Source organism: Streptomyces bikiniensis (genome assembly GCF_000716625.1).
Classification (GTDB): Bacteria; Actinomycetota; Actinomycetes; order Streptomycetales; family Streptomycetaceae; genus Streptomyces; species Streptomyces bikiniensis.
On sequence record NZ_JNXJ01000015.1, the window covers coordinates 372,017 to 392,382 of the forward strand.

Genomic DNA, 20,366 nt, shown 5'->3' on the forward strand with positions numbered 1-20,366 from the left:
GGGACGACCTTATGAAGACGGCCGGACGGAGTCAATGACTTTCCGTCCGGCCGTATATTCATGCAGTCCGAGTCAGCGGGCCAGCTCTTCCTTCAGGGCCTGGAGGAAGGCGTCCACGTCGTCCTCCGTGGTGTCGAAGGCGCACATCCAGCGCACGTCGCCGGCGGCCTCGTCCCAGAAGTAGAAGCGGAAGCGCTCCTGGAGCCGGCGGCTCACCTCGTGCGGGAGGCGGGCGAAGACCGCGTTGGCCTGGACCGGGTGGAGGATCTCCACCCCGTCGAGGGCGCGCACCCCGGCCGCGAGGCGCTGGGCCATCGCGTTGGCGTGGCGGGCGTTGCGCAGCCAGAGGTCCTTCGCGAGCAGGGCCTCCAGCTGCACCGACACGAACCGCATCTTCGACGCGAGCTGCATGGAGAGCTTGCGCAGGTGCTTCATGTGGCTGACCGCGTCGGGGTTCAGCACGATCACGGCCTCGCCGAAGACCATTCCGTTCTTGGTCCCGCCGTACGAGAGCACGTCCACGCCCACGGCGTTGGTGAAGGCGCGCATGGGCACGTCGAGCGAGGCGGCGGCGTTGGCTATCCGGGCCCCGTCGAGGTGCACCTTCATGCCCTTGGAGTGGGCGTGCTCCACGATCGCGCGGATCTCGTCCACGGTGTAGACGGTGCCCAGCTCGGTGTTCTGGGTGATCGAGACGACCTGCGGCATGGCCCGGTGCTCGTCGTCCCAGCCCCAGGCCTGCCGGTCGATCAGCTCGGGGGTGAGCTTGCCGTCCGGGGTCGGCACGGTGAGCAGCTTGAGGCCGCCCATCCGCTCCGGCGCGCCGCCCTCGTCCACGTTGATGTGGGCGGACTCGGCGCAGATGACGGCGCCCCAGCGGTCGGTGAGCGCCTGGAGGGCGGTCACGTTGGCCCCGGTGCCGTTGAAGACCGGGAAGGCCTCGGCGCTCGGTCCGAAGTGGCTGTGCACGATCCGCTGGAGGTGGTCGGTGTACCGGTCCTCGCCGTAGGCGACCTGGTGGCCTTCGTTGGCGAGGGCGAGGGCCGCGAGGACCTCGGGGTGGGCGCCGGCGTAGTTGTCGCTGGCGAAGCCCCGGACCGACGGGTCGTGGTGACGACGCGCGTCGGTCCTGGGGCCGAGGGCCGCGGTCACGGCTTGGGGGTCAGCCACAGACGCTGTCCATTCACTTCCTGGGCGGGCTTGTCCCACAGGCCGGCGATCTCTGCGGCCAGGTCGTCGACGTCGGTGAAGCCCGCGAACTTCGCGTTGGGTCGCTCGGCGCGCATGGCCTCGTGCACCAACGCCTTGATCACCAGGATCGCAGCCGCCGCCTGCGGGCCGTCGTCGCCCCCCAGCTTGCGGAAGGAGTCCGCCATGGCCAGGGTCCAGGCCTCGGCCGCCGCCTTGCCCGCGTTGTACGCGGCGTTGCCCGCGACCGGCTTGTGGGCGCCGGCCTGGCTGATCAGGGCGTAGCGGCCGCGGCCGCCCGCGCGGAGCAGCGGGTCGTGGAAGGCGAGCGAGGTGTGCTGGACCGTGCGGATCAGGAGCTTCTCCAGGAAGTCCCAGTCCTTGAGTTCGGTCTCCGTGAAGGAGGGGCTGCCGCGCCAGCCGCCGACGAGGTGGACCAGGCCGTCGATCCGGCCGAACTCCTTCTCGGTCTTGGCGGCCCAGTCGCGGGTGGCGGCGAGGTCGAGCAGGTCGACGGTGTCGCCGACGACCGTGGCGCCGCCGTGCGCGTAGCGGGCCGCGTCGACGGCCTCCGCGAGGCGGGCCGGGTCGGCGTCGGACGCGATCACGGTCGCGCCCGCCTCGGCGAGCCGCAGCAGCGTGGCGCGGCCCGCGGGGCCGGCCGCGCCGGCGACCGCGATGACGGCGCCGTCGAGCGGCCCGCCGTTTCCTTCGGCGTTCATGGACACCGTCTCCTCCGTCTTCCCCGGGTGCTCGGCAGGAGCGCTCACGCGGCGGCCCGCTCGGTGCGCGGGGCGCCGGCGGCGGTGATCCCCTTGGTGTCGGCGATCACGCCCTTCAGCTTCTTGGCGAGGGCCTCGAAGAACATGCTGAGCGGAAACTCGTCCGGAAGCACGTCGTCCACGAGCTTGCGCGGCGGCAGGGACAGGTCGAGGGCGTCGGGACCCTTGGCCCACTTCGAGCCGGGGTGCGGGGCGAGGTAGGTGGAGACCAGCTCGTACGCCTTGAACCAGTGGACGAGCTTGGGGCGGTCGATGCCGTCGCGGTAGAGCTTCTCGATCTCGGCGCAGAGCTGGTTGGTGACCTCGGGGGCCCGCTGCCAGTCGATCTTGAGCGTGTTGTCCGTCCAGCGCACCACGTCGTGCTTGTGGAGGTACGCGAAGAGGAGCTGGCCGCCGAGGCCGTCGTAGTTGCGGTTCCGGTCGCCGGAGAGCGGGAAGCGGAACATGCGGTCGAAGAGGACGGCGTACTGCACGTCACGGCCGTGCGTGTTGCCCTCGGCCTCCAGCTTCACGGCCTCCTTGAAGGCGGTGAGGTCGCAGCGGAGCTCCTCCAGGCCGTACATCCAGAAGGGCTGGCGCTGCTTGATCATGAAGGGGTCGAAGGGCAGGTCGCCGTGGCTGTGGGTGCGGTCGTGGACCATGTCCCAGAGCACGAAGGCCTTCTCGCAGCGCTCCTGGTCCTCGATCATCGCGGCGATGTCGGCGGGCAGCTCGATGCCCAGGGTGTCGACGGCGGCCCCGGTGACCTTGCGGAAGCGGGCGGCCTCGCGGTCGCAGAAGATGCCGCCCCAGGTGAAGCGCTCGGGGGCCTCGCGGACGGCGATGGTCTCCGGGAAGAGGACGGCCGAGTTGGTGTCGTACCCGGCGGTGAAGTCCTCGAAGGTGATGCCGCAGAAGAGCGGGTTGTCGTAGCGGGTGCGCTCCAGGTCGGCGAGCCACTCGGGCCAGACCATGCGGAGCACGACGGCTTCGAGGTTGCGGTCCGGGTTGCCGTTCTGCGTGTACATCGGGAAGAGCACGAGGTGCTGGAGCCCGTCGACGCGGTCGGCGGCCGGGTGGAAGGCGAGCAGCGCGTCCAGGAAGTCCGGCACCGCGAAGCCGCTCTCGGCCCATTTGCGCAGGTCGGAGACGAGGGCGCGGTGGTAGGCGGCGTCGTGCGGGAGGAGGGGGGAGAGCTGCTCGACCGCGGCGACGACCCGGTCGAGGGTCAGCTCGACCCGGGAGCGGGCGGGGGCGTCCTCGGCCTCGAAGTCGATGGAGCCGTCCGCGCTCTGCCAGGCGCGGATCTCCTCCACGGCATTCTTGAGCTCGGGCCAGGCCGGGTGGTCGATGACCCGGGCGTCGGTGGATATCCCCCCACCGGTCACGTCCTGCACAAGAATTTCCGTCATGCCTCTTCCTCCACAGGAGAACCTTGCGTCAAGACACCGTATACATCGACGCTTCTCCCCCACAAGAGGAGCAAGGGAAATTATCCTGTGCGACCCCCCTGTCGGCAGAAGTTTTTCCTGTCGCCAGGGGATGGGGCCACGCTTCCGTCCTTCGGGTGGTTTCGGGACCGCGGCCCGCCGGACCCCGGCTCACCCCAGCGGCTTGACCAGCAGCTCGAACTCCAGGTCGTCGCGCTGGGGCAGGCCGAAGCGCTCGTCGCCGTAGGGGAAGGGGGTCGTCCGGCCCGTCCGCCGGTAGCCGCGCCGCTCGTACCAGGCGATCAGCTCCTCGCGCACGGAGATCACCGTCATGTGCATCTCGCGCGCGCCCCACAGCTCGCGCGCCCGGCGCTCGGCCTCCGCGATGATCCGCTTGCCGAGGCCCGCCCCCTGGAGTTCGGGGCGGACGGCGAACATGCCGAAGTACGCGGCCTCTCCCCGGTCCTCCAGCTGGCAGCAGGCGACGGCCTCGCCGTCCCGCTCGACGACCAGGAGCCGGCTGCCGGGGGCGGTGATGACGGCGGCCACGCCCTCGGGGTCGGTGCGCTGCCCCTGGAGGATGTCCGCCTCCGTGGTCCAGCCGGCCCGGCTCGCGTCGCCCCGGTAGGCCGACTCCACGAGCGGGACGAGGACGGGGACGTCCTCCAGGACCGCTTCGCGGTAGGTGATCCGGCCGGTCTCCTGGGACGTGGCGGTGTCCATACGGGGCTCCCCTCGGGCTTCGGTGATCGGCGTGCGCGATCGCCCCGAGCCTAACGCGCGCCCTTTCGCTCCCCCTCGTACGCCCTTGCGCCCGCGTACCGCTCCGGAGGCGTGGGCATCCCTCCCCGGAGGGGACGGCGTCGAGGGGGAGGTGTGCCGTGCACGGACCGGCTCTGTCCGGGTGGCTGCTGGCCGCCCTGTGCGCGGTGACGGGCGCGTACTGCCTGCTGCGGATGCGCGCGTGCGCCGGGGAGGAGCGGCGGGCGGCCGGCGGCGAGGCGGTGATGGGGTTCGGGATGGCGTTCATGGCGCTGCCCGCGGCGGTCCTGACGCCGCCGGGGTGGAGCTGGGCGGTGTACGCGGCGGTGTTCGGCGCGACGGCGCTGCACGGCCTGGTGGCCGTCCGGCACGGCGGCCACCATCCGCACCACCTGGTGAGCTCGCTCGCCATGGTCTACATGGCGGTGGCGATGGCGGCCCCGGGCACCGCGGGGGCGCACATGGGGCACGCGGCGGCGGGCGCCGGGGGCATACCCGTGCTCACGGGCGGGCTCCTCCTCTACTACGCGGTGTACGTGCTGCGCACGGGCGCGGGGCTGGTCCCGGCGGCCGCTGCGGCGGGCGGCCCGGTGAACGGTCCGGCGGGCGGCCCCGCGCCGGGGGGCGGCCCGGTCGGGACCGGCGGGCCGGAGATGACGCTGGCGTGCCGCCTGTCGATGGCGCTGGGCATGGTGGCCATGCTCGTGGCGCTCTGAGGGGTGCGGGACGGAGGGGCCGGCGGGGCGCCGGTCGCGCGGTGGCGCGGTCGGGGCAACGAAACCGTGGCGTACGTCACTTGCTCTCCGCGCCCGTACCCCCGACCGGTACCGCGCTCATAGGCTGGTGCCATGTGGGTCTCCCTCGTGCTGTTCCTGCTCGGCCTCCTGACCGCCCTCGTGGCCCCCCGGCTGCTGTCCAGGGCGGACTGGGTCGAGCGAGAACCCGTGGTGGCCCTGTGGGTGTGGCAGTGCGTGGTGGCCGCCGTGCTGCTGAGCTTCGCGCTCTCCATGACGTTCAGCGCGTCGGCCGCCTGGCAGGCCGTGCGGGGGCAGCTCTTCGCGCCCGCGCCAAGCGCCGTGGTCGAGGCGTACGAACTGGGCACGAGCGGTCCCTGGTCCGCGGTGCTCGCGGTGGTCCTGGCGGCCGGCGGGGTGTGGTCCGGGGCGATGCTGGGCCGGGAGATCGGCCGGGCCCGGGCCCGGCGCCGGCAGCGCCGCTGCGACCTGCTCGTCCGCGCGCCCCTGATGCCCGGCGAGGAGCCGGGCGGCGAGCGCCTGGTGGTCCTGGAGGGCGAGCGGGCGGACGCCTGGTGGCTGGCCGGGCCCACGCCCCAGCTGGTCATCACCACGGCGGCGCTGCGCCGGTTGAAGGGGCGTCAGCTGGACGCGGTCCTGGCGCACGAGCAGGGCCACGCCCGTGCCCGGCACGACTGGCTGCTGCACTGCTCGGCGGCGCTGGCCGCCGGTTTCCCGGGGGTCCCCGTCTTCACGGCCTTCCGCGAGGAGATGCACCGCCTGGTGGAGCTGGCCGCCGACGACGTGGCCTCGCGCCGGTTCGGGCGCCTGACGATCGCGCTCGCGCTGGTCGAACTGAACGAGGACCGCGGGGTGTTCGGCCCCGGCCCGGCCCCGGGCGCGGGCCTGCCCCAGCGGGTGAACCGGCTCCTGACCGCGGCGCCCCGGCTCACGGCCGGACGCCGGCTGCGCCTGACGGCGGCCGCGTCCCTGGTGCCCGTGGTCCCGCTGCTCGTGGCCTTCGTCCCGGCCCTGCGCGTGCTGGGTTAGGCCCCGGCCCGCGCGTTCGTCCCGGAAGGCGTGCGGAGGGGTCCGGGGTGCACGAGGGGCCGGTCGGGGCGTGTGAGGGATCATGCGGGGCCGATCCTGGGGCAGGATCGGCACATGCGCTCCTCCGCCGTGGTCTCCGGAGTCCTGTCCGCCCTGCTGCTCGCGCTCGTCGCCGTCGGCTGGTCGCCGCTGCTCTCCGTCGACCGCGCGGTCGCCGAGGAGCTGCACCGCGGCGCCGTCGCCCATCCCGGTCTCACCCGGGTCAACCGCGTCCTGAGCGACTGGGTGTGGGACCCGTTGACGATGCGCGCCCTGGCCGCCGGCACGGCGGTGCTGCTGTGGTGGCGGAGGGAGCGGAGGCTCGCCCTGTGGGTGGCCGGGACGAGCGTCCTGGCCCTCCTCCTCCAGCAGGGCCTGAAGGCGCTCGTCGGGCGGGAGCGGCCGCAGTGGCCCGATCCGGTCGACTGGGCGCGCTACGCGGCCTTCCCGTCCGGGCACGCGATGACGGCGACGGTCGTCTGCGGGCTGCTGCTGTGGGTCCTCGCGCTGCACTGGCGGGACGAGTGGCGCGGCTGGGGCGCGCTCGCGAGCGCCGCGGTCGTGTCCGTGCTCGGAGTGGGCTGGACGCGGGCCTACCTGGGCGTCCACTGGCCCTCGGACGTCGTCGGGGGCTGGTTGCTCGGCTGGTTCTGCGTGTCCGTGGCGATCCTCGCGTACCGCCGGAACGGGCGGCGCGGCCCACTGGCCGCCCCCGGGGGCGGCGAGGACGCGGGGAGCGGAAGGGCGGGGGAACGATGAAGCCGTCTGTTCTGGACGATCCCCCGTGTCGCCCAGAACAGACGGCGTCCCCGGCGGTCCGCCACGGGGGCGGGCCGACGGGATGCGCCGAGTATATTGGCCGGCAGCCAGTCAACGCAGGAGTCCAGCATGTCCCCGCGTAGCCCATCGGTCAATGAAGAGCTTCGGCGCCGGTCGCGGGAGCGCATTCTGCAGGCCACCGTGGAGCTCGTCGACACCAAGGGATACGAGGCGACCACGCTCGGCGACATCGCGGAGCGGGCGGGGACGGCGCGAGGGCTGATCTCGTACTACTTCCCGGGCAAGCGGCAGCTGCTCCAGTCGGCGGTGCACCGGCTGATGCACCTCACCCTGGAGGCGGCGCTCGAACGCGAGCCGCGCACGGAGGACGGCCGGGAGCGCCTGGCCCGCGCGATCGACGCGATCCTGGGCCTCGCGGTGGAGCGCCCGACGCTGATGCGGACCCACATGGCGGGCATCCTGCAGGCCGAGGGCTTCGTGCGGTGCGAGGAGCAGCAGCGCCTCGCCTTCCTGCTGCGCGACACGGTCGAGCGGTACGGCTCGGAGGACGTGGACACGGACTATCCGCTGCTGCGGGCCCTGCTGATGGGCGCGGTGGTGGCGGTGCTGCTGCCGGGGGCCCCGATGCCGTGGACGCGGCTGCGGTCGGAGCTGTTCGCACGGTACGGCCTGGACTGGGAGCTGGGCGTGCCGCCGGGCGGGGGTCCGCCCGGCGGCACGCCGTCGTCCAGGTCACCGGCGGACCGCGAGGTGCGCGGCGGGCCGGATCAGTCGAAGTAGTCCGGCTGCGTCTGGACGTTGAGCTCGTCGAGCCGGACCCGCTGCGCGGGGTCGGTGAGGCGGTCGGAGATCTTGAGGACGTCGAAGCCCTTGGCGATGTCGTTCGAGTAGACGTGGCCGTTGTAGTAGTACGCGGACCACGAACCGCCGACCGACAGGGTGGTGTCGGAGAGCGGGCCGCGCTCGAAGTGAGCGATCTCCTTCGGCCTGGCCGAGTTCGTGAAGTCCCAGACGGAGACGCCGCCCTGGTACCAGGCCTGGACCATGAGGTCCTTGCCCTTGACCGGGATCAGCGAGCCGTTGTGGGCGACGCAGTTCTCGGTGGCGGCCTGGTGGCGCGGGATCTTGAAGTAGCTGCGGAAGACGAGCTTGCTCCGCTTCCCCTTGCCGACGACGTCGTAGATGCCGTTGGCACCCCGGTTCGGGCCGACCTCGGCGTTGCAGGTGGCCGCACCGCCGCCGCCGAGCTCGTCGGTGAAGACGACCTTGTCCGCCTTCTGGTTGAAGGTGGCGGAGTGCCAGAACGCGAAGTTGACGTTGTCCTGGACCCGGTCGATCACCCGGGGGCGCTCGGGGTCGGAGATGTCGAAGAGGATGCCGTCGCCCATGCAGGCGCCGGCCGCGAGGTCCTTCTCCGGCAGGACGGTGATGTCGTGGCAGCCGGTGGTCTTGGAGACGCCCGGGTTGGTGGGGGCGCCGGGGTTGCCGCCGCCGTCCGGGCCCTCACCGGGGAAGAGGACGGGGAAGCCGACGACCCTGGCCTTCTGGGGCGCCTTGCGGGGCACCTTGATGACCGAGATGCCGTCGTGCGGGGGCGCGCAGTCCGGGAACGCGGCGTTGGGACCGTAGGAGGAGACGTAGACGTACACGTCCTTGCGCTGCGGCACGATCGTGTGGGTGTGGGAGCCGCAGGCGGTCTCGACGGAGGCGACGTACTTCGGGTTCCCGATGTCGCTGATGTCGAAGATCTTCATGCCCTCCCAGGACTCCTTGACCGTGGCGGGCTGCGTGGTGCTCGCACAGGAGTCGTCGCTGCGGGAGGAGTCGGTGGAGAGGAAGAGCAGGTCCCCGGAGACCGAGATGTCGTTCTGGGAGCCGGGGCAGAGGACCTGGGCGACGGTCTTCGGGGAGCTCGGCCTGCTGATGTCGAAGATCCGGAAGCCGTCGTAGTTGCCTGCGAAGACGTACCTGCCCTGGAAGGCGAGGTCCGTGTTGAAGCCCGGCAGGGCGTCCTTGGGGATGTTGGCCAGGTGTTCGATGTTCCCGCTGTGGACGATCTCGTCCACGCCGGGTATCTCACCGCTCCGGATCGCGGAGCGCGCGTCCGCGGCCTGCTCCGAGGAGACGGTGGCCCGCGCGGGGGCGTCTCCGGGGTCGGGGGTGGCGGCCACGGGCCCGGCGGCGAGCAGCGCGGCCAGCAGTCCGGCCGCGGCGGATGCCACGCCCAGGCGTCTGATCCTGCCGCGCGGGTCGCGCGCGGCGGTCGTGGTACGGGGGGTACGCAACGAAGTCACTCCGTCCTCCCTGGTGTCCGTTCAGCCTTGAACGGATGCTGGACCCCGGCAGTATCTTCCTTGCCGTGCACATCTCAATAGATGGCAACAGAGACGTAATGAAGGATTCCGATCGGAGCCCCGGAGAAAAGTGCCAGGAACGGGCACTGTCCCCGCAGGAACATCTGGAGGTCGCGTTGTTGATCCGCCGTCAGCGTGCCGTCGCCGTGGCCCTCTGCGTCGCCGCCGCACTCGCCCTGGGCGCCTGCGACTCGGAGCCGGAGGAGGACGCGCCGCGGGCGGCGTCGGCCGGGGGGACGGTGATCGCGCCGGGGAAGCCGGGCGAGCCGGCCCGGCGGGTCAGCCCCGAGGAGGCCGCCCGGATGCTCCCCGACGAGAGCCCGAACGGTGCGGACTTCCGGTACGTACAGATGATGATCGTGCACCACCGCCAGGCCCTGACGATGACGGAACTGGCGCCGGGGCGGGCGGAGTCCGAGGGGGTCAGGAAGGTCGCCGAGCGGATCTCGGCCGCGCAGAAGCCAGAGATCGGCGCGATGGAGGGGTGGCTGAAGGGCAACGGCGGGCCGCGCGACCAGGGCGCGCACGACCACCACGCGATGCCGGGCATGGCCACGGAGGCGCAGCTGGCCGAGTTGCGGAAGGCGCGGGGCAAGGCCTTCGACGCGCTCTTCCTGAAGCTGATGATCACGCACCACCAGGGGGCCGTGACGATGGCGGCGGAGCTGCTGGGCTCGGGCAACAACGGCCTGGTGGAGGAGATGGCGAACGACGTGATCGCCCAGCAGACGTCGGAGATCAACCGGATGCGCTCGCTGTAGGGGCGGGCGCTCTGCGGCGACAGGCGCCTGCCGGTGGGTGCCTGCCGGTGGGTGCCTGCCGGTCGCGGCCGTCAGGCCGTCGCGCCCCCGGCCGCCCCGTCGCGGCCTGCCTGGGACTCCGCCGCCGCGAGGACGGTGTCGAGGAGGCCGGGGAAGAGGGCGTCGAGGTCGTCCCTGCGCAGGGCGTTGAGCTTCGCCGTCCCCCGGTACACCTGCCGGACCACCCCGCTCTCGCGCAGCACCCGGAAGTGGTGCGTCGTCGTGGACTTGGTCACCGGCAGGTCGAAGTACGAGCAGCTCAGTTCGGTGTCCTCGCGCGCCATGTCCCGCACGATCCGCAGGCGCACGGCGTCCGCGAGCGCGTGCAGCACGTCTTCGAGGCGGATCTCGTCGCGCTCGGGGTGTTCGAGGACGCGCGGGCTGCTGGTGGTCGTCACGGCGGCGGCTCCACTTCTCCGGGAAGGAACCATTGTACGAGGGACCTCGTAGTTTGACAGACGCCGTAGTACGGTGAGTATCGTACGAGTGTCTTCGCGGCATCCCGAAACCGAGGCACCCCGAAACGGAGTCCGTCATGAGCGTCGCCCTGTTCGAGCCCTACACCCTCCGGTCCCTGACCTTCCCCAACCGGGTCTGGATGGCGCCCATGTGCCAGTACTCGGCGGAGGCGACCGGCCCGGACGCGGGCGTCGCCCGCGACTGGCACTTCGCCCACTACGCCGCCCGCGCCACCGGCGGCGCCGGACTGATCCTGGTCGAGGCGACCGCCGTCGCCCCCGAGGGCCGCATCAGCCCGGCGGACCTCGGGCTCTGGAACGACGCCCAGACCGAGGGGCTGCGGCGGATCGCCGGCTTCCTCAAGGAGCACGGCACCGTGCCCGGCATCCAGATCGGCCACGCCGGGCGCAAGGCCTCGACCAACCGCCCCTGGGAGGGCCGCGGGCCCGTCGCGCCCGGCGGCGACGGCTGGCAGCCCGTCGGCCCCAGCCCGGTCCCGTTCGACGAGGGCCACCCGGTCCCGACCGAGCTGACCGAGGAGCGGGTCCGGGAGATCACCGGGCAGTTCGCGGACGCGGCCCGCCGCGCCCTGGACGCCGGGTTCGAGGTGATCGAGGTGCACGGCGCCCACGGCTACCTCATCGGCGAGTTCCTCTCCCCGCACAGCAACCGGCGCACGGACGCGTACGGCGGCTCCTTCGAGAACCGGACCCGCTTCGCCCTGGAGGTCGTGGACGCGGTGCGGGCCGTGTGGCCCGAGGACCTGCCCGTCTTCTTCCGGATCTCGGCCACCGACTGGCTGGAGGAGCAGGGCTGGACGCCCGACGAGACCGTGCGGTTCGCCGCGCTGCTGCGCGAGCACGGCGTGGACCTCCTGGACGTCTCCAGCGGCGGCAACGGCGGACCGGCCCGGATCCCGGTGGGCCCCGGCTACCAGGTGCCCTTCGCCGCCCGCGTCAAGGCGGAGACCGGACTGCCCGTGGCCGCCGTCGGCCTCATCACCGAGAGCGGGCAGGCCGAGAAGATCGTCGCCAACGGCGAGGCCGACGCGGTCCTCCTCGGCCGCGAACTGCTGCGCGACGCCTCCTGGCCCCGCCGCGCCGCCCGCGAACTGGGCGCGGAGACCCATGCGCCGTCGCAGTACGCCTGGGCGATCTGACGAGGTCACGGGGGTGGCGGGCGCGCCCGGGAGGCGTTGTCGGTGGGCGGGTGCAGACTGGCCGTATCCGTGACAAGGACGTCCTGGAGGTGGCAGCCATGCCCGGCGTACCCGACGTACTCCTCACCGTAGGCACCCGCAAGGGCCTCTTCATCGGCCGCAGGCGCGGCGGGCGCTGGGAGTTCGACGATCCGGCGTTCCCCGCGCAGGCGGTGTACTCGGTCGCCGTCGACACCCGGGGGCCGGCGCCGCGCCTGCTCGTCGGCGGGGACAGCGCCCACTGGGGGCCGTCCGTCTTCCACTCCGACGACCTCGGCCGGAGCTGGACGGAGCCGGCCCGGCCGGCCGTGCGGTTCCCCGAGGACACCGGAGCCTCGCTCGAACGGGTCTGGCAGCTGCACCCGGCGCCGGAGCACTCCCCCGGCGTGGTGTACGCGGGGACGGAGCCGGCCGCGCTCTTCCGGTCGGCGGACGGCGGCGAGTCCTTCGAGCTGGTCCGCCCGCTGTGGGAGCATCCGACCCGCTCGCGGTGGGAGCCGGGCGGGGGCGGCGAGGCCGTGCACACCGTGGTCACCGACCCCCGTGACCCGGAGGCGGTCACCGTCGCGGTGTCGACCGCCGGGGTGTTCCGGTCGCGGGACGGCGGGGCGGCGTGGGAGCCCTCCAACGAGGGCGTGTCCGCGGTGTTCCTGCCGGACCCGCACCCCGAGTTCGGGCAGTGCGTCCACAAGATCGCCCAGGACGCGGGCGATCCGGACCGGCTCTACCTCCAGAACCACTGGGGCGTCTTCCGCAGCGACGACGCGGGCGCCGTCTGGTCCGACATCGGCGCGGGACTCCCCTCCGACTTCGGGTTCGCGGTCGCCGCGCACCCCCACCGCCCGGACACCGCCTACCTCTTCCCCATCACGGCGGACTCCGACCGGGTGCCCGCGGGCCGCCGGTGCCGGGTCTACCGCACGACCGACGCCGGGGGCACGTGGGAGCCGCTGTCGGCCGGGCTGCCCGAGGGCGACCACTACGGCACGGTGCTGCGGGACGCGCTGTGCACGGACGACGCGGACCCGGCGGGCGTCTACTTCGGCAACCGGAACGGCGAGGTGTACGCGAGCGAGGACGACGGGGACACCTGGCGGCTCCTCGCCGAACACCTGCCGGACGTGCTGTGCGTACGGGCGGCGGTGGTCTGAGGCGTGCGGGCGGCGACGGCCCGGGGCGTGCGGAGGGCGGCAGCTGGGGCGGGCGGCGACGGCCCGGGGCGTGCGGAGGGCGGCGGCCGGGGCGCGGGGTGACCCGGCGTGCGGGCGGTGGCGGTCGGAAGCGTGCCGCCGCCCGCGCGCCGGGGGCACGGTCCGCCGGGTCAGGGCAGGCGCCAGTCCACCGGCTGCGCGCCCAGGCCGAGCAGGAGTTCGTTGGCGCGGCTGAAGGGCCGGGAGCCGAAGAAGCCCCGGTCCGCCGACATCGGGGAGGGGTGCGCCGACTCGATCGCCGGGAGGCCGTTCAGGAACGGGCGGGTGTTGCGGGCGTCGCGGCCCCACAGGATCGACACCAGGGGCTTGCCCCGGGCCGCGAGGGCGCGGATCGCCTGCTCGGTGACCTGCTCCCAGCCCTTGTCCCGGTGGGCGCCCGGCTTGCGCGGGGCGGTGGTCAGCGCCCTGTTGAGGAGCAGGACGCCCTGACGGGTCCAGGGGGTCAGGTCGCCGTTCGACGGGCGGGGCAGGCCCAGGTCGGTGTGCAGCTCCCGGAAGATGTTCTCCAGACTACCGGGCAGGGAGCGGACCTCGGGCGCGACCGCGAAGCTCAGCCCGATCGCCATCCCCGGCGTGGGATAGGGGTCCTGACCCACGATCAGGACCCGTACGTCGTCGAAGGGCTGCTGGAAGGCCCGCAGGACGTTCGGCCCGGAGGGCAGATAGGTCCGGCCCGCGGCGATCTCCGCCCGCAGGAAGTCGCCCATGGCCGCCACACGTCCCGCGACGGGGCTCAGGGCCTCCGCCCAGCCGGGCTCCACCAGTTCACTCAAAGGTCGCGCTGTCACGGTCCGTCACTCTACCGGCCTACAGTGACAACGGCCCTGGTCCGGGCCGCCCCTCACATCCTGGCGCGAGGACGGTGCATTGTGGTCTCCGTGAACGAACCCTCCAACGGCCCGGCCGGTCTGGTCGTCGGTGTCGACTCCGGCGGTTCGGGGCTGCGGATCGCCCTGGCCGACGCCGCGACCGGCGCGGTCCTGGACGCCCGCGCCTCGCGCGAGCCGGTGCGGACCGGGCCGGGCGGGATCTCCGCCGCCCACTTCCTGGAGCAGGTCCTGCCGGCCGTCCGCGCCCTGGCGGAGCCCTTCGGCGGGCGGCCGGTGCTCGCCGCGGCCGTGGGCGCCGCGGGCATGGCGACCCTCGGGGACGAACTGCGGGCCGGGCTGCCGGGCGCGCTCGCGGAGGCGTGGGGGGTGCGGCGGCTCGCGCTCGCGGCCGACGCGGTGACCGCGTACGCGGGGGCGCTCGGACAGCGGCCGGGCGCGGTCGTCGCGGGCGGCACGGGCATGATCGCGCTCGGCACGGACCTGGCGGCCTGGCGGCGGGCCGACGGCTGGGGGCACCTCCTGGGCGACTGCGGCAGCGGCGCCTGGATCGGCCGGGCGGGCCTGGAGGCGGCGATGCGCGCGTACGACGGGCGGCGCGGCGGTTCGGCGGCGCTCCTGGCCCGGGCCGAGAAGCTGTTCGGACCGGTGGCGGGGCTTCCGGCCGCGCTCTACCCGCGGACGGACCGGCCCGCGGTGCTGGCCTCCTTCGCGCCCGAGGTGGGGCGCTGCGCCCCGGAGGACCCGGTGGCGGCGGACATCCTCGCGCGGGCCGGTGCGCACATCGCGGAGGCGGCCGGGGCCGCGTGCCCGGCCGGGCCCGGGGCGGTGGTGGCCCTGACCGGAGGCCTGTTCCGGATGGGCGACCCCCTGCTCGTGCCCGTGCGGGCCGCGCTCGGGGAGCTGCTTCCGCACGCCCGGACGGTGGAGCCGGCGGGCGATCCGCTGGCCGGGGCGGTCGCCCTCGCCTCGGCGCTCGCCACCGGGACGCTCCGGCTGCCGGAGGACCCGGCGCTGCTCCGGCTGTTCGGCGAGGGGGCCTCGTAGCGGGCGTCCGCGCAGGTGGGGGCCGGTGCGGCGGTCCGGAGGACGACCGGGCGGGGCGGAGGCGGGACCGGAACCGGAGGGAGACGGGGCCGGGGGACCGACATAAGGGGACAGAAGACGCGTGACCGCACCTCAGCGAACGGCGGCGGGGGTGAAACCAGTAGCATGCGGCGCCATGAGCTCCCCCACTGGGCCTGCTTCCGGCCTGCCTGTACGAATGCCTCGACCCCGCCAGTCCGGGCGGCACCGTCGCCCCGAACCCGCGGCGGCGCCCGAGGGCGCTCCCGCACTGGTCCTCGCCGTCCCCGGCGTGCCGTCCGCCGCCATACGCTCGCTGGCCGAAGAGGTCGTGAGCATCGCCCGTTCCGAGCTGCCCGGCCTGGAGGCCGTGATCGGCTTCCTGGAGGGCGACGACGCCGAGTTCCCGTCCCTGGCGAACGTGCTGAAGGCCGTCGAGACGCTGCGCACCGAGCGGTACGAGCTGGCCCTGGCCGCCGGCCGCGAGGTCAGCGCCCCGACGGGCCCGGCCGCGGTCGTCGTCCCGCTGCTCGCCGGTCCGGACAGCGCCCAGACGCGCCGGGTCCGCCAGGCCGTGATGGACGGCGGCAACACCGCCGAGCTGACCGACGTCCTCGGCCCGCACCCGCTGCTCGCGGAGGCGCTGCACGTGCGCCTGTCGGAGGCGGGCCTGGCCCGCGCCGACCGCGCCCGCCTGTTCACGGTCACGACGGCCGCCGACGGCATCATCCTGGCCACGGTCGGCGGCGAGGAGGCCGTGCAGGCCGCCGGGATCACCGGCATGCTGCTCGCCGCGCGCCTCGCCGTGCCGGTGATCGCCGCCGCGCTCGACCAGGAGGGCTCGATCGCCTCCGTCGCCGAGCAGCTGCGCGCCGCCGGCTCGGAGCAGCTGGCCCTCGCGCCGTACCTGATCGGTCCCGAGCTGGCCGAGGGGCTGCTCGACGAGGCCTCGAAGGAGGCCGGGTGCGCCGCCGCCGAGCCGCTGGGAGCCTACCCGGCGATCGGCAAGCTGGTGCTCTCGCAGTACTCGGCCGCGCTCGGCATCCCGCCGCAGCAGCCGCAGGGCGCCCCCGCGTCCTGAGGGCCGCGACGCCGTTCGCCGCTCACGGAAGGGCCCGCACCGGACGGTGCGGGCCCTTCGGCGCGTCCGGCCCGGTCCCGGATCAGCCGAGGACGACGCAGGAGGCCGCCGGGGCCTCGATCGCGCCCGCGCGGGACGGGACGCCGGTTTCGGGGTCGAGGGCGAACCAGGTGACGTCGCCGGAGCGCTCGTTCGCCGCGTACAGGTGCCGTCCGGAGGGGGCGAGGGTCAGGTCGCGGGGCCAGGTACCGCCGCAGGGCACGGTGGCGGTCAGCCCGGCCTTCGATCCGTCCGGGTCGAGGGCGAGGACGGCGAGGGTGTCGTCGCCGCGGATCGCGGCCCAGAGGAAGCGCCCGTCGGGGGCGGCGACCACCTCGGAGGGGTAGCTGGGTCCGGGGGTGCCCTCGGGGACGACGCGGGTCTCGCCGAGCGGTTCGAGGACGCCGGTCTCCGCGTCCCAGCGGCAGACGGTGAGGACGGGTTCCAGCTCGTGCAGGACGTACGCGTGCGTGCCGGACGGGTGGAAGGCGAGGTGGCGCGGCCCGGTGCCGGGGCGCAGCGCGGTCTCGCCGTGGAGGGCGGGCGCCCCGGCCCCGGGGTCGAGGGAGTAGATCCACACGGAGTCGGTGCCCAGGTCCGTGCTCAGGGCCCAGCGGCCGCTGGGGTCGGGGAGCACCTGGTGGGCGTGCGGGCCGCTCTGGCGGTCCGCGACGGGGCCGCTCCCCTCGTGGCGCAGGACCGCCTCGGCGGGGCGGACGGTGCCGTCGGCGGCCAGGGGCAGGGCGGTGACGTTGCCGGAGGTGTAGTTGGCGGTGAGGACCCGTCCCCCGGCCAGGGAGAGGTGGGTGGGTCCGGAGCCGTCGACGGGGACGGGCGCGCCGAGCGGCCGGGGCGCGGGCCCGGTGACGTCGAAGGCGGCCACGGCGCCCGCGTCGGTCTCGGACACGGCGTACAGGAGGGGTCCGGCCAGGGCGAGGAAGGAGGGGTCGGCGACGGTGTCGTCGGCCCCGGTGACGGTCAGCGCGCCCGTACCGGCGTCGACGTCGGCGACGAGGACGCCGCGTCCGCCCGCCGAGGTGAAGGAGCCGATGTACGCCCGTGCCGCCCCCTCGTGCTCCCGGTTCCCGACCGTTCCTGCGTCGCCCACGGCGCCTCCCCTGTCCCGGCGCCGGCCGCGTTCGGCCGGCCGTTCGCGGCCGACGGTAGCAGGGGTCTAGACCAAAGGGCCGGAACCGGGGTCGGTTCCGGCCCCGCGTCGGGGCGTTCCGGCTCAGGCGGCCGGGACGAGGGGCGCGCGCGGGGAGGTGCGCAGGGGCGCCGCGAGGTCGACGAGGGCCTGCTCCAGGCCGTGCAGATGGCCGAGGGCGGCCTCGGCGCCGGGGTGGTGGCGCGGCACCCCGGCCGCCTCGGTGGCCTCGGGCCGTACGGGCTCCGCCGGGGGCACGAGGGCGTGGACGGCGGTCTCGACGCGCCAGGCGGCGGCCGCGAGCCGGGCGTCGTGCGAGGCGTCCGGGTCGGCCGCGACGGCGGCGAGGCCCCTGATCTCGCGGGCACAGTCGTCCAGGAGGGCGAGCACCCGGCGGGCGCGGGCCTTGCGGGCGCGCAGCGGGCTCAGCGGGTGCACGAGCGGCGCGAGGGAGAGCCGGACCCGGCCGAGCAGGAGCTCCAGTTCGGCGGCGTGCGGCGCCGGGTCGGCGTCCGGGTCGCCGGCGAGCCGGCGGGCGGCGGCCGTGGTGCAGGTGTGCACGCAGGTCACGGCCCGCTCGATCCAGGCGTTGGTGGCGGCGTGCGTGGTCACGGGCAGCAGGGCCACGCCGATCGCGGCGCCGATCGCGCCGACGGCGGTCTCCTGGAAGCGCAGGAGCAGCAGCCCGGGGTGCAGGACGCCGAGCAGCCCGTACAGGAGTCCGGCCATGACGGTCACGAAGAACATCATCCAGCTGTACGAGAGCGGGGCGGTGTAGAAGATCCCGAAGACGCACACGGCGACGAGGAGGGCGGTCGGGGCGGGCGCGCCGCCCAGGGGGACGGCGATCAGGAGTCCGGCGGCGATGCCGGTGACGGTGCCGAGGACCCGGCGGAAGCCCCGGACGAGGGTCTCGCCGCGCGAGGCGGTGTTGACGAAGATCCACCAGGCGGTGCCGACGGCCCAGTACCAGCGCTCGTGGGAGATCAGCTGTCCGGCGGCGAGGGCGACGGCGCAGGCGGCGGTGGCCTGGAAGGCCTGGCGGGTGGTGGGGCGGGCGAGGCCGGTGCCCGGCAGCGGGGCGGGCGCGGCGGGCGGCGGGACGCGCCGCTCGACGCACCAGGCGCCGAAGCGGACGGCGCCGGAGGCGAGCAGCGCCAGGGCCACGGCCGCGTACAGCTCCGGGAGCTGGGCGGGGAGGGCGTGCAGGAACTGCGTCACGAAGAACTGCATGAAGGCGAAGATGCCGAGGGCGTGTCCGCGCGGCCCCCAGCGGCGGGCGTAGACCCCGGCGAAGACGACGAGCAGCCAGGCGGCGTCGCGCAGGAGGGGGAGGTCGTGGAGGACGGTGGCCAGGGCGAGGACGGGGAAGCCAGCGGCGGGCAGCAGGGCGGTGGTGACGGCCTGGCGGCGCACGGTCGGGTCGCCCACGGTGAAGAGGGCGAGCAGCGCGGCGAGGCCGGCCGTGATGGAGGCGGTGAGGGAGAACCCCGCGAGCTCGGCGAGCGCGACCGCGAGGCCGATGCCGAGGACCGCCCGCAGGGAGACGCGCAGTCGGACGAGGCCCGGATCCGGGGCCACGAACATCTTCTTCACGGCCAAGGCCGCCCCCTTGTCTTGCCTTCCGCCGGCCGCGCGGCGCCCCGGGGTGGTGGGGCCGTGCGGACACGACGAAGGCGCCGCGGTCCGGACCGGCCTCGTCGCCGCCCCGGCGCTGCGCGGCGCCGAAAGTACGTGGATACGACACAGGAAAACATCCCGGCTCCATTGGCTCAACTCGACGCCGATGTGCTGGGCCATTGGTACGACCGGAGGCTTCCCGCGTGCTCCATTGGTGGGCCAACGGACCATCTTCGCCGGAGCGGCGCCGGAGCGGCGGTTCCGGAAGGCGGCCCGGATTCCGGAAGGGTCGGCTCCAGCTCTCGACGGCCCGCCCCTCGCGCACCTACGCTCACCGCGTACTTACCAGTCAGTAATGACCTCGTACCGTCGCTTCGGAGGACCCCCATGCCCCGGCCCGCACACTCCGCCCTCGCTCTCGCCGGCCTGATGGCCGCCGCGGGCGCCACCCACTTCCTCGCCCCGAAGCCGTTCGACTCGATCGTGCCGCGCGCCCTGCCGGGCAGCCCGCGGACGTGGACGCGGGTCAGCGGGGTCGCCGAGCTGGCGCTCGCCGCCGGTCTCGCGGTGCCGGGCACGCGCCGGGCGAGCGCCCGCGCGACCGCCCTCTTCCTCGCCGCCGTCTTCCCGGCCAACGTGAAGATGGCGTACGACTGGCGCCACCGCTCCGCGGCGGCCAGGGCCGTCGCCTACGGCCGCCTCCCCCTCCAGCTCCCCCTGATCCTCTGGGCCGGGCACGCGGCCCGCGCGGAGGACTGAGGACCGAGGGGACGGGGCGCGGGGCGCCGACCCGGGGGAAGCGGGGCGCGGGAGGCCGGGGAGCGTAGAGTCGGCCCCGGGCAGGCGGGACCGAAGGAGGCCGGCGGGGCATGGCGGTGGACGAGCTCGACACCCGGATCCTGCGACTGCTGATCGAGCAGCCGAGGACGAGCGTGCGCGAGTACGCGCGGATCCTGGGCGTGGCGCGGGGCACCGTACAGGCCCGGATCGACCGCCTGGAGCGGGACGGCGTGATCACGGCGACCGGACCGGTCCTCTCCCCCGCCGCCCTCGGCCACCCGGTGCTGGCCTTCGTGCACGTCGAGGTGACCCAGGGGCACCTGGACGAGGTCGGGGACGCCCTCGCGTCCGTGCCGGAGATCGTGGAGGCCTTCTCGATCACCGGCGGCGGCGACCTGCTGACCCGGGTGGTGGCGCGGGACGCCGGACACCTGGAGGACGTCATCCAGCGGCTGATCCGGTTGCCCGGGGTGGTCCGCACCCGGACCGAGATCGCACTGCGCGAGCGGGTGCCCCACCGACTGCTGCCGCTGGTCGAGGCGGTCGGGCGGGGACCGGGCACTCCCTGAACCCCCACCAGGGTTGCTCATGCGGCTGGATCAGCCGCTATTTCCTTGCATGTGCGACCTGAGGCCGCCTAATCTTGCGCGCATGCAGTCCTACACCATCGGGCAGGCCGCGCGTCTGCTGGGCGTCAGCCCCGACACGGCGCGCCGCTGGGCCGACGCGGGCCGGGTCACCACCCACCGCGACGAGAACGGCCGGCGGCTCATCGACGGCCGCGACCTCGCCGCCTTCTCCGTCGAGGTCGGGCAGGGCGACGGCGACGACACGTCGTACACCTCGGCGCGCAACGCGTTCCCCGGGATCGTGACCGCCGTCAAGCTCGGTGACGTCGCGGCCCAGGTCGAGATCCAGGCCGGTCCGCACCGGCTCGTCTCGCTCCTCACCCGGGAGGCCGTGGAGGAACTGGGACTAGAAGTCGGCATGCGGGCCACCGCCCGCGTGAAGTCGACCAGCGTGCACGTCGACGTGCCCTGA

21 protein-coding genes are annotated in these 20,366 nt (G+C 74.2%); 12 read left to right on the top strand and 9 right to left on the bottom strand.

Features of this window, described 5'->3' with window-relative positions:
* Positions 1-72 precede the first annotated feature (72 nt).
* The 4 genes from OO47_RS14800 to OO47_RS14815 all read right to left on the bottom strand — a co-directional run bounded on the left by OO47_RS14800 (position 73) and on the right by OO47_RS14815 (position 4,102).
* Complete coding sequence (locus OO47_RS14800) at positions 73-1,152, bottom strand: threonine aldolase family protein (protein ID WP_030214034.1); 1,080 nt, start codon at positions 1,150-1,152, stop codon at positions 73-75.
* Positions 1,149-1,910 (bottom strand): SDR family oxidoreductase, encoded by a 762-nt coding sequence (locus OO47_RS14805; protein ID WP_030214037.1) that lies wholly within the window; start codon positions 1,908-1,910, stop codon positions 1,149-1,151. The genes OO47_RS14800 and OO47_RS14805 overlap by 4 nt, the downstream gene beginning before the upstream one ends.
* Positions 1,911-1,954: 44 nt before the next feature.
* Positions 1,955-3,361 carry a DUF6421 family protein gene (locus tag OO47_RS14810; RefSeq protein WP_030214040.1) on the bottom strand — a complete coding sequence of 469 codons (1,407 nt, stop codon included), beginning with the start codon at positions 3,359-3,361 and terminating at the stop codon, positions 1,955-1,957.
* Between the two features lie 189 nt (positions 3,362-3,550).
* Positions 3,551-4,102, bottom strand: a complete 552-nt coding sequence (locus tag OO47_RS14815; RefSeq protein WP_030214042.1) for a GNAT family N-acetyltransferase — start codon at positions 4,100-4,102, stop codon at positions 3,551-3,553.
* Positions 4,103-4,260: 158 nt separating this feature from the next.
* Between OO47_RS14815 and OO47_RS14820 the strand changes: the two genes are divergently transcribed.
* The 4 genes from OO47_RS14820 to OO47_RS14835 all read left to right on the top strand — a co-directional run bounded on the left by OO47_RS14820 (position 4,261) and on the right by OO47_RS14835 (position 7,524).
* Positions 4,261-4,857, top strand: coding sequence for a DUF5134 domain-containing protein (locus tag OO47_RS14820; RefSeq protein ID WP_030214045.1), 597 nt, complete (start codon positions 4,261-4,263; stop codon positions 4,855-4,857).
* 132 nt (positions 4,858-4,989) lie between these two features.
* Positions 4,990-5,925, top strand: coding sequence for a M56 family metallopeptidase (locus tag OO47_RS14825; RefSeq protein WP_030214047.1), 936 nt, complete (start codon positions 4,990-4,992; stop codon positions 5,923-5,925).
* Positions 5,926-6,039: 114 nt separating this feature from the next.
* Positions 6,040-6,723, top strand: coding sequence for a phosphatase PAP2 family protein (locus OO47_RS14830; RefSeq protein WP_078489656.1), 684 nt, complete (start codon positions 6,040-6,042; stop codon positions 6,721-6,723).
* A gap of 129 nt (positions 6,724-6,852) precedes the next feature.
* The gene (locus OO47_RS14835; RefSeq protein ID WP_051716021.1) at positions 6,853-7,524 is read left to right on the top strand and encodes a TetR/AcrR family transcriptional regulator; all 672 of its coding nucleotides are present in this window, start codon (positions 6,853-6,855) and stop codon (positions 7,522-7,524) included.
* On the opposite strand, the gene OO47_RS14840 is transcribed toward OO47_RS14835, so the two are convergent.
* A complete protein-coding gene (locus OO47_RS14840; RefSeq protein ID WP_051716024.1) occupies positions 7,512-9,038 on the bottom strand; it encodes an LVIVD repeat-containing protein in 1,527 nt (508 codons plus the stop codon). The genes OO47_RS14835 and OO47_RS14840 overlap by 13 nt on opposite strands.
* 176 nt (positions 9,039-9,214) lie before the next feature.
* Between OO47_RS14840 and OO47_RS14845 the strand changes: the two genes are divergently transcribed.
* Positions 9,215-9,859 (top strand): DUF305 domain-containing protein, encoded by a 645-nt coding sequence (locus OO47_RS14845; RefSeq protein ID WP_030214066.1) that lies wholly within the window; start codon positions 9,215-9,217, stop codon positions 9,857-9,859.
* A gap of 71 nt (positions 9,860-9,930) precedes the next feature.
* On the opposite strand, the gene OO47_RS14850 is transcribed toward OO47_RS14845, so the two are convergent.
* A complete protein-coding gene (locus OO47_RS14850) occupies positions 9,931-10,296 on the bottom strand; it encodes an ArsR/SmtB family transcription factor (protein ID WP_030214069.1) in 366 nt (121 codons plus the stop codon).
* Positions 10,297-10,433: 137 nt separating this feature from the next.
* Between OO47_RS14850 and OO47_RS14855 the strand changes: the two genes are divergently transcribed.
* Both OO47_RS14855 and OO47_RS14860 read left to right on the top strand, forming a co-directional pair.
* A complete protein-coding gene (locus tag OO47_RS14855) occupies positions 10,434-11,516 on the top strand; it encodes an NADH:flavin oxidoreductase/NADH oxidase (protein WP_030214072.1) in 1,083 nt (360 codons plus the stop codon).
* A gap of 98 nt (positions 11,517-11,614) precedes the next feature.
* Positions 11,615-12,706, top strand: a complete 1,092-nt coding sequence (locus tag OO47_RS14860; protein ID WP_030214075.1) for a WD40/YVTN/BNR-like repeat-containing protein — start codon at positions 11,615-11,617, stop codon at positions 12,704-12,706.
* Between the two features lie 170 nt (positions 12,707-12,876).
* Here OO47_RS14860 and OO47_RS14865 read toward each other — a convergent pair whose 3' ends face one another.
* Positions 12,877-13,554 carry a uracil-DNA glycosylase gene (locus OO47_RS14865; RefSeq protein ID WP_030214079.1) on the bottom strand — a complete coding sequence of 226 codons (678 nt, stop codon included), beginning with the start codon at positions 13,552-13,554 and terminating at the stop codon, positions 12,877-12,879.
* Between the two features lie 81 nt (positions 13,555-13,635).
* Between OO47_RS14865 and OO47_RS14870 the strand changes: the two genes are divergently transcribed.
* On the top strand, positions 13,636-14,640 hold the full coding sequence (locus OO47_RS14870) for an N-acetylglucosamine kinase (protein WP_078489658.1): 1,005 nt from the start codon (positions 13,636-13,638) through the stop codon (positions 14,638-14,640).
* Positions 14,641-14,815: 175 nt separating this feature from the next.
* On the top strand, positions 14,816-15,739 hold the full coding sequence (locus tag OO47_RS14875) for a sirohydrochlorin chelatase (protein WP_063831908.1): 924 nt from the start codon (positions 14,816-14,818) through the stop codon (positions 15,737-15,739).
* An 82-nt stretch (positions 15,740-15,821) separates the two neighbouring features.
* Here the strand turns inward: OO47_RS14875 and OO47_RS14880 are convergent, their stop codons facing one another.
* Together OO47_RS14880 and OO47_RS14885 are read right to left on the bottom strand one after the other, a co-directional pair.
* Positions 15,822-16,886 carry a lactonase family protein gene (locus tag OO47_RS14880; RefSeq protein ID WP_051716028.1) on the bottom strand — a complete coding sequence of 355 codons (1,065 nt, stop codon included), beginning with the start codon at positions 16,884-16,886 and terminating at the stop codon, positions 15,822-15,824.
* Between the two features lie 123 nt (positions 16,887-17,009).
* The gene (locus OO47_RS14885) at positions 17,010-18,512 is read right to left on the bottom strand and encodes an FUSC family protein (RefSeq protein WP_030214088.1); all 1,503 of its coding nucleotides are present in this window, start codon (positions 18,510-18,512) and stop codon (positions 17,010-17,012) included.
* Between the two features lie 420 nt (positions 18,513-18,932).
* On the opposite strand from OO47_RS14885, the gene OO47_RS14890 reads away from it, so the two are divergent.
* The 3 genes from OO47_RS14890 to OO47_RS14900 all read left to right on the top strand — a co-directional run bounded on the left by OO47_RS14890 (position 18,933) and on the right by OO47_RS14900 (position 20,366).
* Positions 18,933-19,304 (top strand): DoxX family protein, encoded by a 372-nt coding sequence (locus OO47_RS14890; protein WP_030214090.1) that lies wholly within the window; start codon positions 18,933-18,935, stop codon positions 19,302-19,304.
* 110 nt (positions 19,305-19,414) lie between these two features.
* Positions 19,415-19,894: an Lrp/AsnC family transcriptional regulator gene (locus tag OO47_RS14895; RefSeq protein ID WP_030214092.1), complete on the top strand. Its 480-nt coding sequence runs from the start codon at positions 19,415-19,417 to the stop codon at positions 19,892-19,894.
* A gap of 82 nt (positions 19,895-19,976) precedes the next feature.
* Entirely contained in the window at positions 19,977-20,366 is a 390-nt protein-coding gene (locus tag OO47_RS14900; protein WP_030214094.1) for a TOBE domain-containing protein, read from the top strand.

Bases quoted from the DNA above. Each gene is read 5' to 3' on its own strand.
- OO47_RS14900 (WP_030214094.1), top strand. From the start codon at position 19,977: ATGCAGTCCTACACCATCGGGCAGGCCGCGCGTCTGCTGGGCGTCAGC.
- OO47_RS14825 (WP_030214047.1), top strand. From the start codon at position 4,990: ATGTGGGTCTCCCTCGTGCTGTTCCTGCTCGGCCTCCTGACCGCCCTC.
- OO47_RS14890 (WP_030214090.1), top strand. From the start codon at position 18,933: ATGCCCCGGCCCGCACACTCCGCCCTCGCTCTCGCCGGCCTGATGGCC.
- OO47_RS14855 (WP_030214072.1), top strand. From the start codon at position 10,434: ATGAGCGTCGCCCTGTTCGAGCCCTACACCCTCCGGTCCCTGACCTTC.
- OO47_RS14810 (WP_030214040.1), bottom strand. From the start codon at position 3,361: ATGACGGAAATTCTTGTGCAGGACGTGACCGGTGGGGGGATATCCACC.
- OO47_RS14860 (WP_030214075.1), top strand. From the start codon at position 11,615: ATGCCCGGCGTACCCGACGTACTCCTCACCGTAGGCACCCGCAAGGGC.
- OO47_RS14815 (WP_030214042.1), bottom strand. From the start codon at position 4,102: ATGGACACCGCCACGTCCCAGGAGACCGGCCGGATCACCTACCGCGAA.
- OO47_RS14885 (WP_030214088.1), bottom strand. From the start codon at position 18,512: ATGTTCGTGGCCCCGGATCCGGGCCTCGTCCGACTGCGCGTCTCCCTG.
- OO47_RS14830 (WP_078489656.1), top strand. From the start codon at position 6,040: ATGCGCTCCTCCGCCGTGGTCTCCGGAGTCCTGTCCGCCCTGCTGCTC.
- OO47_RS14835 (WP_051716021.1), top strand. From the start codon at position 6,853: ATGTCCCCGCGTAGCCCATCGGTCAATGAAGAGCTTCGGCGCCGGTCG.
- OO47_RS14895 (WP_030214092.1), top strand. From the start codon at position 19,415: ATGGCGGTGGACGAGCTCGACACCCGGATCCTGCGACTGCTGATCGAG.
- OO47_RS14805 (WP_030214037.1), bottom strand. From the start codon at position 1,910: ATGAACGCCGAAGGAAACGGCGGGCCGCTCGACGGCGCCGTCATCGCG.
- OO47_RS14875 (WP_063831908.1), top strand. From the start codon at position 14,816: ATGAGCTCCCCCACTGGGCCTGCTTCCGGCCTGCCTGTACGAATGCCT.